The following is a 15,391-nucleotide window of genomic DNA, read 5'->3' as shown; positions in this document are numbered from 1 at the left end:
CAGTTGATACGTTTTACTGTAGCCACTTTTAGACATTAAAGAATAAATAACAATGAAAAATACAATTCAAAACATCATTTGGTGGTGGCACTCTTAAAACATAGGGTGATGAATTGTCGTGTCTAAACAAAAAATTCTAACCCGCTACCATGCGGGTTTTTTTATCGCTAAATTTTGCAACACAAGATTAATAACAGGAAAAAAAACATGAATAACGTAAATACTCTTACACATCATTGGTGGTGGCGCCTGGCATAGCGGGACGGTAATGGTCTATCTATAATTTAGACATCGTTATTCAAACCCCGCACTGCTTAGCATTGCGGGGTTTTATTTTTTTAGGGGATGAGGTTTGATTTTTAGTCATATAACAACAACACCAGGTGAAGTGACCAGCATAACGCAAGTACGAGACTACATAAGTAGCCCACTTGCCTTGTATGCGGCACTTGATAAACCTAACTCACTATTGCTTGAATCTGCAGAAATAGATTCAAAAGATAGCGTAAAAAGCTTAATACTGGTTGATTGTGCATTACGTATAGTTTGCCAAGGCAACCAAGTGAGCATCAGTGCGCAATCAAACAACGGCCAACAACTACTTAACTATTTGCAGGCTAATGTACAAAACTGCGCTTCACAGTTAACCGATACCACACTCACACTTGAGTATCACCCAGCCGATGACACCATTGACCAAGCTAGCAAACTGATTGCAGATAACGCTTTTAGTGCACTACGCACGTGTTTAAATAGTATTAAAAGCACCACTGACAATCCGTTCTCAGTGTTTTTAGGCGGCGTATTTGCCTACGACATGGTGGCTAACTTTGAACAACTATCCGATGTGCCTGACGGTGAAAACACCTGCCCAGACTACGTATTTTATTTAGCCGAAACACTGGTTGTTATTGATCACCAAAAACAAACAACCGAATTAATTGGTAATGTGTTTAATGGCCCTGATGTTCACGCTAATTGTTTTGAAGTGGGCAAACAATTAGAGCGCCTTAATACATTGTGCGACCACGCCGCAGACTTTAGTGCCCCAAGCCAAACAGGTGACTGCCCTGTAAATGTTGATATTAGTGATGAGCAATATTGCCAACAAGTGATAAAACTTAAGCAACACATAGTTGATGGCGATATTTTTCAAGTGGTGCCCTCTCGTACTTTCTCATTGCCGTGCCCTGACTCATTACATGCTTATAGCCAGCTTAAAAAGCAAAACCCAAGCCCGTACATGTTTTACATGCGTGATGAAGATTTCTCATTATTTGGCGCTTCTCCAGAGTCTGCGCTTAAGTATGAGGTTAAGTCTCAACAAGTTGAGGTTTATCCGATTGCAGGTACTCGTCCACGGGGTAAGTTTGCAAATGGACAAATTAACCCCGATTTAGATAGCCGTATTGAACTTGAGCTCAGAAACGATCAAAAAGAACGTGCCGAGCACTTAATGCTGGTTGATTTAGCACGTAACGACGTTGCTCGTATTAGCGTGCCTGGTACTCGCCATGCCAAAGAACTATTAAAAGTAGACCGCTATTCACAAGTAATGCACTTAGTATCACGTGTAGTAGGAAAATTAAAACCCGAACTAGATGCTTTGCATGCTTATCAAGCCTGTATGAACATGGGTACCTTAGTGGGTGCCCCCAAAGTCCGTGCGGCAGAATTAGTGCGCAAAACTGAAGGCAAACGTCGCGGTAGCTATGGTGGCGCGGTTGGTTATTTAACTGGTGACGGTGCCATGGACAGCTGTATTGTTATTCGTGCCGCCTTTGTTAAAAATAATATTGCTTATGTTCAGGCTGGTGCTGGGGTTGTATTTGATTCAGATCCAATGTCAGAGGCAAACGAAACGCGCGCTAAAGCCCAAGCGGTGATCACCGCAATTAAATCGACATATAAGGCAGTATAAAATGAGTGAAGCACACCCTATTAAAATTTACTTTTTAGATAACTTTGACTCATTTAGCTACAACCTTGTTGATGAGCTAACAATGCTAGGTGCTGAGTTAGTAGTTTACCGAAACAACATTAGCGCAGAGATCATATTCGAAAAAATGCAGGCAGAGCGTGGACAAGTACTGCTGGTATTATCACCAGGCCCTGGTGCACCTAGCGATGCAGGCTGCCTTATGGAGTTAATTAACCTGTGTAAGGGCCAATTTCCAATGCTAGGTATTTGTTTAGGCCAACAAGCGCTAACACAAAGCTATGGCGGAGTAATCGGTCACGCTGGTGAAACCGTACATGGTAAGTCATCAATTATAAATTTAAATGATCACCCTGTATTTTACGGTATGGGAAACACCATGCCAGTGGCACGTTATCACTCTTTAATGGCAACAAAAGTACCTGATAACTTAGCGGTTATTGCTAAATTCCAAGATATACCAATGGCTATTTATCATCATCAAGACAATGCACTGGGCTATCAATTCCACCCAGAGTCAATTTTAACGCCCAACGGCGCAATGCTACTACAGCAAAGCGTTGCTTATTTAACACGTGCCAAATAAAAGGAACATTATGACTAATCAATTACACAGCCCGCTTAATGTTCAACATGCTATTGAGCACATCATCACAAAGCAGTCACTGAGTTACGTGCAAGCAAAATCGCTATTTGATCAAATTATGCAAGGCAATATGAACGATATTGAACTCTCTGCGCTGCTTATTGGCCTTAAAATGAAAGGTGAAGTAAGCGATGAGATTGCCGGTGCAGCCGCTTCAATGCGTGAAAATGCCGTTGCCTTTACCACTAATAAAACGCTACTTGCTGATAGCTGTGGCACCGGTGGCGATGGTTCAAACACTATAAATATTAGTACCACGGCCGCGATTGTGGCGGCCGCGGCAGGTATTAATATGGTAAAACATGGCAATCGAAGCGTGTCGAGTAATTCTGGGTCTGCTGACTTGCTCAAAGCACTGGGGATCAATATCGATATGACCCCAGAGGTCGCTGCTCGTTGTTTAGAGAGCACAAATTTTACCTTTTTATTTGCACCGCACTACCACAGCGGGGTGCGCCATGCGATGAACGTGCGTACCAGTTTAAAAACCCGAACCATTTTTAATATTCTTGGGCCACTGGCTAATCCAGCCGCTCCTGAGGTGCAATTACTCGGCGTGTACGATGAGTCTTTATGTCTGCCAATGGCACAAACGCTTAATACTCTAGGCACTAAACGCGCTATGATAGTGCACGGCTCTGGTACTGACGAAATTGCCTTACATGGCCCAACACAGGTTGTAGAGCTTAATAATGGTAAAATTACTCAGTACACACTCAGTCCAAGTGATTTTGACCTTGCAAACTATTCACTTGAACAATTAGCCGGTGAAGGCCCACAATACAATGCAAACGCCAGTCTTGCTATTTTACAAGGTAAAGGCACTGAGGCACACAACGCCGCAATTGTTGTTAATGTAGCCGCATTGCTGTACTTAACCGGCCAAGCAGAGTCGTTAAAACAAGGTGCGCAAATAACACACTCTTTATTACGTTCAGGCAAGGCCATGGACACATTAAATGCAATTATTGAGGTAAGTCATGGCTAATGTATTAGACAAAATTATTGCCGATAAAAAAATAGAACTAATCGAGCGTAAGGCTGCACGCCCACTAGAGAGCTTTAAACACCAAGCCAAACCGACTGAGCGTAGTTTTTACAAAGCACTGGCAGCGCCAGGCACACAGTTTATTTTAGAATGCAAAAAAGCGTCGCCCTCTAAGGGGTTGATTCGTCAGCCATTTGATTTAACAGAAATCACCCAAGCGTATAAGCAGTATGCCACTTGTATGAGTGTGTTAACTGACGAAAAGTACTTTCAAGGCAGCTTTGATTACCTTGAATTTGTACGTAGCCAAGTAGAACAGCCGCTTATTTGTAAAGACTTTTTTATTGATGAGTACCAAGTTTATATGGCACGTATATATGGCGGCGACGCTATTTTACTTATGCTATCTGTGCTTGACGATCAGCAATATAAAACACTGCATGAAGTGGCCGACTCGTTAAATATGTCAGTATTAACTGAGGTAAGTAACGAAGAAGAAGTTCACCGTGCGCTGGCACTAAATGCACAAATAATTGGGATTAATAATCGAGATTTACGCGACTTAAGCACCGACTTAGCCACCACAGAACGACTACGTAAACTTATTCCTGAAAATAAAGTGGTTATATCTGAGTCAGGTATTTACACCCATCAAGATGTAAAACGCTTAGCCCCTTTATGTAATGGCTTTTTAATTGGCAGCTCATTAATGGCTGAAGCTGATCTAATACAAGCATGTCGTCGCGTTATATTAGGCGAGAACAAAGTGTGCGGCTTAACCCGCAATCAAGATGCTATTGCAGCCTATAGCAATGGCGCTGTGTATGGCGGGTTGATTTTTTACCCTAAATCCCCCCGCTTTGTTGATTTAGATTGTGCTAAAGAAATCAGTCAAAGTGCGCCTTTAAAATTTGTTGGCGTATTTGTTAATGCTGCTATACCTGATGTGGCTGAACACGCTAAACAACTTAAATTATCAGCCGTTCAATTACATGGCCAAGAAGATGAACAATACATTGCGTCATTACGTAGTGAATTACCACGTAATTGCCAAATTTGGAAAGCACAGGCAATAAAAAATGCTTTACCACAACCCGTAGCAGGCGCAGATCGCCATTTATACGATTCCCACAGTGATTCACAGGCGGGTGGCACAGGTAAAACATTTGATTGGTCGGTACTGCGTGATGCGACCACCCCATTTATGCTTGCTGGCGGCTTAAACCCAGACAATATTAGCGATGCCCTCTATCACGGAGCTTTAGGACTTGATTTAAATTCAGGTGTAGAGCAGTCTCCTGGTAAAAAGTGCGCAAAAAAATTAAATCATGCTTTTTCAAGCATCAGAAACTATTGAGGTTAAAATGCAAAATCCAGCTTATTTTGGCGAGTTTGGCGGAATGTTTGTTCCCGAGTTACTCGTACCTGCGCTAAAGCAGTTAGAAAGCGAATTTAACAAAGCGCAAAAAGATCCTGAGTTTCAAGCTGAATTTACACAGCTTTTAAACGAGTATGCAGGTCGCCCTACGCCGCTTACGTTAACTCGCAACTTAGTTAAAAACCCTAAAGTTAAGCTTTACTTAAAGCGTGAAGATTTACTCCACGGTGGTGCACACAAAACTAATCAGGTGTTGGGTCAAGCATTACTGACTAAACGCATGGGTAAAAAAGAAGTTATAGCAGAAACCGGTGCTGGCCAACACGGTGTAGCCACCGCACTTGCATGTGCATTACTTGGCTTAAAATGTCGTATTTACATGGGTGCAAAAGACGTTGAACGCCAACAGCCGAATGTATTTAGAATGAAACTTATGGGCGCTGAAGTTATTCCAGTTACAGCAGGTTCGGGCACATTAAAAGATGCGGTTAACGAAGCTCTGCGTGATTGGTCAGCAAACTATCAAGAGGCACATTACTTACTAGGTACGGCTGCGGGCCCTCACCCATTCCCGACTATTGTACGTGAGTATCAAAAAATTATTGGCGAGGAAGCTAAACAGCAAATTCTTAAAGCGGAAGGTCGACTACCTGATGCGGTTTTAGCCTGTGTAGGTGGTGGTTCCAATGCTATTGGTATGTTTACTGATTTTATTGACGAGCCGGATGTTAAATTAATTGGTGTAGAACCAGCAGGTAAAGGCCTTGATACCCACGAGCACGGCGCAACAATCTGCAAAGGCACTAAAGGTATTTTACACGGCACTTATACCTACATTATGCAAAATGACGATGGCCAAATTGAAGAGTCTTACTCTGTATCGGCGGGATTAGATTACCCTGCTGTAGGGCCACAACATGCATTTTTACACGAAACTGGTCGAGCTCAATATGTAGGCATTAGCGATACCGAAGCTCTTGATGCGTTTCAAGCACTGGCAAAACACGAAGGTATTATTCCGGCGCTAGAATCAAGCCATGCTATTGCATATGCACTTAAATATGCGGAAGAGTTGCAAGAAGAAAGCATTTTAGTGGTTAATTTAAGTGGCCGTGGCGATAAAGATTTAGCCCACGTACACAAGGTATTATCAGAGGAAGGTCAATTATGAGCCAAGTAAAAACTGACCGTTACGGACAAATGTTTGCTGCACTAAAAGAGCAAAACCAAGGCGCGTTTGTACCATTTGTTACTATTGGCGATCCGGGTAAAGCGCAAAGCATTGAAATTATTAAAAGCTTAATCGATGGCGGCGCAGATGGACTAGAGCTAGGTATTCCGTTTTCAGATCCGATTGCCGACGGCCCTGTTATTCAAAAGGCCAATATTCGTGCTTTAGATGAGCACATTAATACACAAGATTGTTTTGATATTATTAAAGAAATACGCCAGTACAATGCCGACATCCCAATTGGTTTATTACTGTATTCAAACTTAATCTTTAAACGTGGCTTAGAAAAGTTTTACACTGATGCAAAAGCAGTAGGCGTTGACTCTATTTTAGTGGCTGATGTGCCATTACACGAGTCTAAAATGTTTAGAAAAGCCGCCATGGCAAACGGTATTGACCCGATATTTATCGCCACGCCGAACGCCAGTGACGATACGTTGCGTGAGTGTGCATCGTACGGTCGTGGTTACACTTACTTACTGTCTCGTGCAGGGGTAACAGGCACTGATACTAAAGCACAAATGCCTGCAACACACGTGGTTACACGCCTGCAAGAATACCACAGTGCGCCTGCGTTATTAGGCTTTGGTATTTCAACACCTGATGATGTAAAAGCCGCGCTTAAAGCCGGTGCTGCGGGTGCTATTTCAGGCTCTGCAGTAGTAAAAATCATTGAAGCAAACTTAAATGATTTAGACGCAATGACCACACAATTAAAAACATTTGTAACCGAGATGAAAGCTGCAACAGCGCTCTAATCAACGGTGTTTTTAATCACTAAAAAAGGGCATTTAATATGCCCTTTTTTATTTTGAAGTGCTAACTTAATGGGCTTGATGCTTACCTTCAAGGATCTCTTCAATAAATTTAGCATTAAACGCGTCTAAATCTGCAGGGCTGCGGCTAGTCACTAAGCCTTGATCAACACACACCTCTTGGTCGACCCAGTTAGCACCGGCATTAATTAAATCACTTTTAATACTCGGATATGAAGTGACCTTTTTGTCTCTGAGCTTGTTAATCTCTGCAAGTAACCATGGTGCATGGCAAATAGCGGCAACGGGTTTGTTTTTCTTTGCTCCAAAAAAGCCGTCTACAAATGCCTTGGCATCTGAGTCTTGGCGTAAGCTATCGGGGTTAAACAAGCCACCTGGCAGTAAAAGCGCATCGTAATCACCGGCATTTGCATTGGCAGCTAATTTATCAACAGCAACTTTTTCACCCCACTTGTCTTCATCCCATGCGGTGATCTGCCCTTCTTTAATAGAAACAACTTCAATATCGGCGCCTGCTTCAAGTAAAGCAGCCTGAGGCGAAAGTAACTCGCTTTGCTCAAATCCATCGGTGGCTAAAATGGCAATTTTTTTACCTTTTAAACGATTACTATTATGTAAGTTACTCATTAAATACTCCTTATTTCATTCAATACATAACTGTATTTGCATATCACATACCAAATATAACACGCTGAATATAATAAGATTTTATAAATATGAATAAACAAGTAATGTAAATTATTTACACTGATTGCAGATACTACAGGCAAAAGTAATAAAGCAAAGAGCCTGTAAGCTAAATAGTGGCTTTTGGGGAAGAAGCGAACTTACAGGCACTAAAGTTTTAAATTAAAGGCGCTCTTTTAACGCTTTTGCTGGTTTAAATACGGCTTTATTAGCCCCTTGTATTTCAATCGCTGCACCAGTTTGTGGATTACGACCAGTACGCGCTGGGTAGTAACTAAGTGCAAAAGTACCAAAGCCTGAAATTTGTACCTGATCGCCTTCAGACAGCGACTTTGTAATCACTTTTTGTAAGCTGGTTAACGCAGCTTGTGCGTCTTTTTTTGTTAATTCACTCGCATCCGCAATAGCTGCAACCAATTCTGCTTTATTCATTTTTTGCTCCTAAATACACGCCTAGGCTTAAACCTATTAACGTGGCAATACAATGATGTAAAAATAAAAGCAGGCAGGCTAAGGGTTGCAAGGGGGTAAGTCAACCTTAACCGGAAGCCAAGTGCCTTAGTAAGACTCATTGGGTTTAAATATAATCAGCTTGACTGTTTTATAGTCATAAAGATGACTTAATCGTTTGCTAAGGTGAAATAAAAATCACCGTGAGCAAACGTGACCGCTAATCAATACCGCTGGTTTGAATTTACCTTTATCTTTATCATTCTGCCTTTAATTGGCTTTAATATTCGCCAATATTTATCTAACTGGCTTATTCCAGCACTGATCATCCTCATGAGTGTGTGCTGTATGTTGTTATTAAACGACAGCCACTTTAAACGTTTTAGATTAACTAGCTTGGGGCAGTTTTCTGCTGTGAAGCGCCGCATGTTTAGTTTTTTCTTTATTGGCGCGTTATTTTCGGGGGTATTTTACAACTTACTTTACCAAGGACACTGGTTTACTTTACCTCGTGAAAATCTCACCGACTGGCTAATGCTATTACTGCTCTACCCTTTATTGTCGGTGATCCCGCAAGAATTAATATTTAGAACCTACTTCTTTCATCGTTATAAACGCATTATGCCCAGTAAATGGCTACGCATTATTATAAGTGCGAGTGTATTTGCACTGGCACATATTGTTTACGCTAATTGGGTTGCAGTAAGTTTAGCATTTATAGGCGGATTACTATTTGCATATACCTACGCACAAAGCCGCTCAACCTTTGCCTGTGTTCTTGAGCACAGCTTATGGGGCATATGGATGTTTACCCTAGGGATGGGTGACTATTTAGACTCTGGTGCACTGAATTAACAAACAGCAATAAAAAAGCCGCGGCAGGCGCGGCTTATTTAGATTTAGTTTAAATTAAAAACCAAAAATACTTATATCAAAAAACTTCGTTGCAACGGTATTTACAAAAATGATTAATAATATCGCTGGAATAAAGGTTTGCAGTGAAAAGTTAACGTACTTTTCCATAAAGCTATTAGCATAATTAGGAGAGCCTTGTCTTAGCTCTTCGCTTAAGCGAACTTTTTTCCATTTATACATTACAAACAAACACACCATTAAACCATTTAAAGGCAATATTGTGTCGTAAAATACGTCATAAACAACATCAAAAAAGCTCTTATTACCACTACCGTAGCTAGTAAAAGTAGTTAGGCCGTCAATCATACCAAACGACATAATACACAAAATAGTTAATATACCGGTTGATAAAGTGAGTATGCCCAGCGCTTTTTTACGGCTAATGCCTTTACGATCGCTTAGTGTTGCTGTTGGTACTTCAACAATAGATACCAGTGATGTGATAGCAGCAAAAAATACCAATAAGAAGAAAATAAATGCCACGGCTGATGCGCCAAAGTAACCAATATCATTTTGTAGCGCTAATAAAATTTTTGGAAGGTAGACAAAAATCATTGAAACTGACGAGTCAGATAACTTAGCCGGATCGGTATTTGGATCAAAGCTAAAAATAGCCGGTAACACCATTAAGCCTGCTACAAACGCAACCAGTGAGTCGGTAATAGCAACCATTTTAGCACTGCCTACAATATCATCTTTTTTCGAGATATAAGATGCATAGGTAATTAAAATACCCATACCTAACGACAATGAGAAAAACGCTTGGCTCAATGCGCCATTCAGCACGCTGGCATTCATTTTACTAAAATCAGGAATAATATAGTACTTAACACCGGCCATGGCGTTATCAAGAGTGAGTACGTAACCCACCAATATAATAAGCATGACAAATAAAGCTGGCATTAAAAATTTAGCTGCTTTTTCTATGCCGTCTTTTACGCCACCGACCAAAATTAGGTTAACAATAACTACTACCAGCGCCATATAACCAAACACGGTATAGCTATTTATAAACTCACCAAAGTGTCCAGGGTTTGCCAGCATATCTAAATTACCCAGCGCGGTTTGGCTCAAGTAACCAAAAATCCACACTGTGATCACCATATAAAAAACAGCAATCATAAATGGCGTTAATACCGCTAAAAAGCCAGCAAATTTCCATTTTTTGTCGTTATTAGCTAATTTTTTGTATGCACCCAGCGGGTCTTTTTGTGCATGACGACCCATGGCCATTTCAGCCATCATTACGGGTAAACAAATGAATGCGACAAACAAAGCATAGACGAGCAAAAATGCACCACCGCCATTCTTAGTCGCAGAAACTGGAAAGCCTACTAAGTTACCAATACCCACAGCAGAGCCTGCCGCTGCCAATATAAATCCTAAGCGGGAGCTAAAGTGCTCTCTATTTTCACTCATGTAATAACCTTGTTATTATTTATCTTATCCAAGGGACTCTACCAGTGTTACGCAACGCTTTTCAAGCAATTACCGTGTAAAAAAACATTCTTGCTGTAAACATCGCCATAAACACTTTTAATTCACCATTTATCAACGCTATGCTAGTATGCAGTTAATTAAATTTAACAAGTTTTGAGAGTATTTATATGTTGTATATGATTTATTCAACAGATGTCCAAAATAGTTTAGAGCACCGTAAAGCGGCTCGCCCAGCTCATTTAGCACGCTTACAAACGCTAGAAGACGAAGGCAGACTATTAACCGCAGGTCCACTTCCAGCCATTGATAGTGAAGACCCTCAAGATGCAGGCTTTACAGGTTCTTTAGTGATTGCTCAATTTAATTCTTTAGAAGACGCCAGAGAGTGGGCGGCAGATGATCCTTATGTTGCCGGTGGCGTATATGAAAACTCTATTGTTAAACCATTTAAAAAAGTGTTCCCTGCTTAATTAAACTATGACCACCCTGTTTAACTGCAACCAGCAATTCAGGGTTTGTTCACTCATTTTTAATTAAACTTTGCTTAATAAAAACTTAAATACACCGCAAGGTATTAAAGTTTTAGTGGCTTAGTTTTTAAGCTAAGCAGGTCTGTTCTAGGAGTTCCGTAATGCGTGTATTATTAATACTCAATTTAATCGCGGTAGTGTGTTTGGCTAATTTTGCCCACGCAAACAATACCAAAAGCAAAACCGATAAAGTTGAGGTAAGCAAAAAAAAAGCAGTAATACTTGCAAAACAAACTACAGACGGTACAACGTTAAAGATTTCTGAAGAAACACTTTTTTTTACTGTACGAATTTTAAAAGCTGACGGCCACGTCGTCGATTTGAAAATAAACAAGAAAACTGGCGAAGTGAAAAAGGATTAACCAATGCGAATTTTAGTAATAGAAGATGATTTACATTTGGCAGACAACCTGCGCAATGCATTAGAAAAAGAGCGTTACAGTGTTGATTTATGTCACGACGGTGAAGCTGGCCTTTTTCACATCACTGAATACCCTTTAGATATGGCTGTAGTTGATTTAGGCCTACCTAAAATAGATGGTATTGAACTAATAAACAAAGCACGCGCCCAAGGGGTGACTATTCCTATTTTGATTTTAACCGCGCGCGATCGCTGGCAAGACAAAGTAGAAGGCTTAGATGCCGGTGCTGACGACTACCTAACTAAACCATTTCATGTTGAAGAACTGATTGCTCGTTGTAATGCGCTTATTCGTCGTAGTGCAGGTAAAGCAAATCCAGAAATGACAGCCGGCCCTATTAAAATTCATACGCGTTCACAACAAGTATGGGTAAACGACAAAGAACTGAGCTTAACTGCGTATGAGTACAAAGTACTCGAATACTTAATGGTTAACCCACAAAAAGTAATTTCAAAGTCTGAGCTTACAGAGCATATTTACGACCAAGATTTCGACCTTGATTCGAATGTAATTGAAGTGTTTGTACTACGTTTACGTAAAAAACTCGACCCAGATGGCGTGCTTAACCCAGTAGAAACACTGCGTGGGCGTGGTTACAGGCTTAAAAGCCAGTGGTAGGACCGCAAGTTTCGTTAAAAATAAGGCAAGGATTTATCCTTGTCTTTGTTTTGTTAGTCGCCCTACCCATTTTGTTTTACTCCATAGGTAAAGCGTATTATGAGTCACTTGTTGATGCCACCGAAAAAAACCTCGAAGCACACCTGTATTCACTTATTTCCGAAGTTGATTTTACCGAGCGCGGCATTATTATGCCCAGCTCTATATTAACCCCCGAACTCAACAATTTAAACTCAGACACCTACGCCATGATATACCGTGACGACGTGCCTATTTGGCATTCTGAGTCGGCGGTTAACGTTAACTTTGTTCCCCAATATATAGAGCCCAAAGCAGGCGCTGCCGACTTTAGACGTGTGGTGTATAACAACACTGCTTATTGGCAATTAAGTTTAACGGTAATACTTAATAATATTGACCAATCAGAGCAAGCACGCTTTATTTTATTAAAACGTAACGATGCCCTACTGCGCTTAATGGATGGCTTTAAACAGACCCTAGTTGATTGGATGTTTATAATGGGAATTGCCATTGCAGGATTAATGGCCATTGGTTTTATTTGGAGTGCACGACCTCTGCAGCGTCTAGATAAAGAAATAAAAGCCATTGAATCAGGCGATATTCAAGAAATTAAAGGCTTATACCCCGTTGAACTGCAAACGATTAAAGCCGACCTAAATTTACTGTTAGAGTCGCAGCAACGTCAAAAAGAACGATACCGCGCCTCTCTTAGCGATTTAGCCCATGCACTTAAAACGCCGTTAGCTGTTTTAAAATCAAGCCCATTAGCTAACGATGCAGATGCACAAGAACAACTCGACAGAATTAATGTGATGATCGAGCACCAATTAAAACGTGCCGCCACGGGTGCTTCCGATACATGGAAAAAACAAACCCCCATCAAGCCGGTTATCGATTCTATCTTAAGCGCAATGAGTAAAGTATACCGCGATAAGGACATTATATTTAACTGCCAAGTGAGCGATAAAGATTACTTTTTAGGTGATAAAACCGATTTAATGGAGTTATTAGGCAACTTAATAGATAATGCCTGTAAAGCCTGTCGCTCCCAAGTCAGTATTAACGTTTCACAAGCTAAAACGCTCAGTATAAGCATTTGTGATGACGGCCCAGGCATTAAGCCAGATAAGCGCGAATCGTTATTACAACGCGGTACGCGCCTAGATACCTACGAAAGCGGCCACGGTGTTGGTATGGCTATTGTATCTGACTTGGTTAAGTCGTATCACGGGCTGTTAACTATATCTCAGTCGCAACGTTTAGGCGGTGCAGAATTTATTCTCGAGTTTAATTATCATGAAAAAAAATAACTACATCCTTTGTTTTAGCTTAAGCCTTTTATTGTTATGGGCACAGCAAAGTATGGCTGCTGAGCAACAATGTACATTGCAAAGCAACGCCCTGCCAGAGCAAATTAAAGATTACACACAATGTTTAGATGCCAAATTAAATAAAGTGCAACAGCAACAAGACAGCTGGATCCAAAAGCGCACTTTTGAACTGGCCGAATTAGAAAGTGAAACCGGTAATACCATCATTTTATCACTGTTTAAACAAAGTATTAACGCCAAAGATAAGTACATACAAAAAAGCTGCCAGTGGCGTTACATGTTAAAACAACCTAATTCACTAGAAGCTGTAGTAACTTATAAAGAGTGTGAAATAGCAATGATAAAGCAATTTATTCAGCAGCTTAAAATGGGGCTTTAACAAGTTCCTAATTAAACATTATTTGTTGTTTCTTGTTAATTTCGTGGTTAGTATTTTGGGAAGTGCAGCCTTAAAGGCTGCATTTTTGTAGTTATAGACTTTGTAATGTGATTACTCTGACCACACCGCAAATTCATTTCCATTTGGGTCGCTAAAGTGAAATCGTCTACCACCTGGAAATGAAAATGTAGGCTTAATTATTTTGCCTCCAGCCTCCTCAATTTTATTTTGAGTCGCTTCAAGGGCATTACTGTATAACACAATTAACGGGCTTCCGTTTTTAGTAGAAACAACCAAGTCAGATTTAAAGAAACCACCATCAACACCTTGCCCTGTAAAACTACAATATTCTGAGCCATAATCCTCAAATGACCAGCCAAACACGTCACTAAAAAAGGCCTTAGTAGCTGCAATATTTTGTGCAGGAATCTCAATATAGTTAATTTTATTATTTTGAGTCATTTTAGTTTTTACCCTTATTCTTGTTTATATTATTTGCGACTTGGACTAGTAATATACAAAGGTAGAAGCAATGCTCGATAATCATAAGCAAACTTCAGGTATTTGAATTGCACTACTCAACCTGTGCTTTTTCCCACCATGGTTTGGAAAAATCAACTTTATCCTCTGGAATAACCATTGGGTGTTTTCTCAAATAATACGCCCAGAAAGCTTTTTCATATTTTGGGTTATAAATTTTAAAATTCCCTTGGGCTTTATACTCTTCTAGAAGTTTACGATAGGCACCTACAGGTTCATGAGGGTTTCCTTGTTGGAAAATAACTGTGCCTCCATACGTTTCATAAAGATACTTACTAATTTTGTAAGTTTTAACGACGTCTCTATTTGCTCTAAATGAAGCTTCTTTCATTTCAGAAGTTAATGTCTCAGTTGATGACTCTGAGCTAAATCGATGCATAGCTTCAGTAAAACTTTCTACTTCTTCGGCTGTTGGTTCTAAATTATGTTCATCAGGTAACTTTTGGATAATTCGTTTCCAAATTATTGAAGTTAATTTATCTGCTCGCATTTTATCAAGCACATCATCTTCTGATAAACCAGGATAAGAGCGCTTATATCCTTTTAAAAACCTCAAATCTATTTCTAGATCAGTAACATGTATTGTATTCCCTAATATCTGGGCTACTTTTGCTGAGCTATCCTCTTGAGCAAACGCATTCAAAGAAAACGTTAATAAAAAAGAACACACAATAACCATAAACTTATTTTTCATAATCTACCTCCTTGTTTAATAACGCCGCCTCTCCGACAAATTTGGAGCACAACGAAAATGGTGATACAGCAGCGCCTTTTTATAATTAAACATTCTCTGAGATCAGCTATTAATTCATTTTCTTCAATAGAAAGTTTGATGAGCTCTTTCGCTACTATATCTAGAAATCTATTTGTATTTTCAAGCAACTTTAAAACTGAATATTGCTCTTGAAATTCATATTGTTGGCCGTGAGCTATATCACTTTTAAGCCCAAACAGCTTACTCCAAAGCTTTGGATGCCCTATGTCTCCAAAATACTCTTCATGCTTAAAATGTTATTCCGCTAGATTCCATAAGTTTCCTTAAATTCTAACAATTTAACACTGCGCGATCCGCATATATCTATACCAGCGCTACGTTTAAT

Annotated in this window: 17 protein-coding genes; 12 read left to right on the top strand and 5 right to left on the bottom strand. The window is 40.1% G+C overall.

From position 1 onward, the window contains the following. The first annotated feature begins 352 nt into the window (after positions 1 to 352). From ACZ5WS_RS10895 to trpA, 6 genes are read left to right on the top strand one after another with little or no spacing between them, the layout of a single operon-like run. On the top strand, positions 353 to 1,921 hold the full coding sequence (locus ACZ5WS_RS10895) for an anthranilate synthase component 1 (RefSeq protein ID WP_464708612.1): 1,569 nt from the start codon (positions 353 to 355) through the stop codon (positions 1,919 to 1,921). A 1-nt stretch (position 1,922) separates the two neighbouring features. Further along, entirely contained in the window at positions 1,923 to 2,525 is a 603-nt protein-coding gene (locus ACZ5WS_RS10890; RefSeq protein ID WP_464708609.1) for an aminodeoxychorismate/anthranilate synthase component II, read from the top strand. A gap of 10 nt (positions 2,526 to 2,535) precedes the next feature. Further along, a complete protein-coding gene (gene trpD / locus ACZ5WS_RS10885) occupies positions 2,536 to 3,573 on the top strand; it encodes an anthranilate phosphoribosyltransferase (RefSeq protein WP_464708606.1) in 1,038 nt (345 codons plus the stop codon). Next, on the top strand, positions 3,566 to 4,930 hold the full coding sequence (gene trpCF, locus ACZ5WS_RS10880) for a bifunctional indole-3-glycerol-phosphate synthase TrpC/phosphoribosylanthranilate isomerase TrpF (RefSeq protein ID WP_464708603.1): 1,365 nt from the start codon (positions 3,566 to 3,568) through the stop codon (positions 4,928 to 4,930). The genes trpD and trpCF overlap by 8 nt, the downstream gene beginning before the upstream one ends. Positions 4,931 to 4,937: 7 nt before the next feature. Next, positions 4,938 to 6,122 (top strand): tryptophan synthase subunit beta, encoded by a 1,185-nt coding sequence (gene trpB / locus ACZ5WS_RS10875; protein WP_464708600.1) that lies wholly within the window; start codon positions 4,938 to 4,940, stop codon positions 6,120 to 6,122. Continuing rightward, positions 6,119 to 6,940 carry a tryptophan synthase subunit alpha gene (gene trpA, locus ACZ5WS_RS10870; RefSeq protein WP_464708598.1) on the top strand — a complete coding sequence of 274 codons (822 nt, stop codon included), beginning with the start codon at positions 6,119 to 6,121 and terminating at the stop codon, positions 6,938 to 6,940. The genes trpB and trpA overlap by 4 nt, the downstream gene beginning before the upstream one ends. A gap of 66 nt (positions 6,941 to 7,006) precedes the next feature. Here trpA and ACZ5WS_RS10865 read toward each other — a convergent pair whose 3' ends face one another. Continuing rightward, a complete protein-coding gene (locus ACZ5WS_RS10865) occupies positions 7,007 to 7,585 on the bottom strand; it encodes a type 1 glutamine amidotransferase domain-containing protein (protein WP_464708595.1) in 579 nt (192 codons plus the stop codon). 222 nt (positions 7,586 to 7,807) lie between these two features. Then, positions 7,808 to 8,077, bottom strand: coding sequence for an HU family DNA-binding protein (locus ACZ5WS_RS10860; RefSeq protein ID WP_010390237.1), 270 nt, complete (start codon positions 8,075 to 8,077; stop codon positions 7,808 to 7,810). Positions 8,078 to 8,308: 231 nt separating this feature from the next. On the opposite strand from ACZ5WS_RS10860, the gene ACZ5WS_RS10855 reads away from it, so the two are divergent. Next, on the top strand, positions 8,309 to 8,950 hold the full coding sequence (locus ACZ5WS_RS10855) for a CPBP family intramembrane glutamic endopeptidase (RefSeq protein WP_464708591.1): 642 nt from the start codon (positions 8,309 to 8,311) through the stop codon (positions 8,948 to 8,950). Between the two features lie 54 nt (positions 8,951 to 9,004). On the opposite strand, the gene ACZ5WS_RS10850 is transcribed toward ACZ5WS_RS10855, so the two are convergent. Next, positions 9,005 to 10,429, bottom strand: a complete 1,425-nt coding sequence (locus tag ACZ5WS_RS10850) for a sodium-dependent transporter (protein WP_464708589.1) — start codon at positions 10,427 to 10,429, stop codon at positions 9,005 to 9,007. A gap of 188 nt (positions 10,430 to 10,617) precedes the next feature. Here ACZ5WS_RS10850 and ACZ5WS_RS10845 point away from each other — a divergent pair, with 188 nt between their 5' ends. The 5 genes from ACZ5WS_RS10845 to ACZ5WS_RS10825 all read left to right on the top strand — a co-directional run bounded on the left by ACZ5WS_RS10845 (position 10,618) and on the right by ACZ5WS_RS10825 (position 13,751). Beyond that, entirely contained in the window at positions 10,618 to 10,920 is a 303-nt protein-coding gene (locus ACZ5WS_RS10845; protein WP_054201050.1) for a YciI family protein, read from the top strand. Positions 10,921 to 11,081: 161 nt separating this feature from the next. Continuing rightward, positions 11,082 to 11,342 (top strand): PepSY domain-containing protein, encoded by a 261-nt coding sequence (locus ACZ5WS_RS10840; protein ID WP_010390245.1) that lies wholly within the window; start codon positions 11,082 to 11,084, stop codon positions 11,340 to 11,342. Between the two features lie 3 nt (positions 11,343 to 11,345). Further along, complete coding sequence (locus tag ACZ5WS_RS10835) at positions 11,346 to 12,020, top strand: response regulator transcription factor (protein WP_010390247.1); 675 nt, start codon at positions 11,346 to 11,348, stop codon at positions 12,018 to 12,020. Continuing rightward, positions 12,014 to 13,351, top strand: a complete 1,338-nt coding sequence (locus tag ACZ5WS_RS10830; protein ID WP_464708582.1) for an ATP-binding protein — start codon at positions 12,014 to 12,016, stop codon at positions 13,349 to 13,351. Before ACZ5WS_RS10835 ends, ACZ5WS_RS10830 begins: the two co-directional genes overlap by 7 nt. After that, positions 13,338 to 13,751: a hypothetical protein gene (locus ACZ5WS_RS10825; protein WP_464708580.1), complete on the top strand. Its 414-nt coding sequence runs from the start codon at positions 13,338 to 13,340 to the stop codon at positions 13,749 to 13,751. The genes ACZ5WS_RS10830 and ACZ5WS_RS10825 overlap by 14 nt, the downstream gene beginning before the upstream one ends. 111 nt (positions 13,752 to 13,862) lie before the next feature. On the opposite strand, the gene ACZ5WS_RS10820 is transcribed toward ACZ5WS_RS10825, so the two are convergent. Next, positions 13,863 to 14,213 carry a VOC family protein gene (locus tag ACZ5WS_RS10820; protein WP_290167725.1) on the bottom strand — a complete coding sequence of 117 codons (351 nt, stop codon included), beginning with the start codon at positions 14,211 to 14,213 and terminating at the stop codon, positions 13,863 to 13,865. 112 nt (positions 14,214 to 14,325) lie between these two features. Continuing rightward, complete coding sequence (locus ACZ5WS_RS10815) at positions 14,326 to 14,985, bottom strand: hypothetical protein (protein WP_464708576.1); 660 nt, start codon at positions 14,983 to 14,985, stop codon at positions 14,326 to 14,328. Positions 14,986 to 15,391 lie beyond the last annotated feature (406 nt).

Source organism: Pseudoalteromonas sp. 11L1 (genome assembly GCF_055397545.1).
Note: the sequence above shows the minus strand (reverse complement) of the source record. Positions and strands in the feature narration are given on the sequence as shown.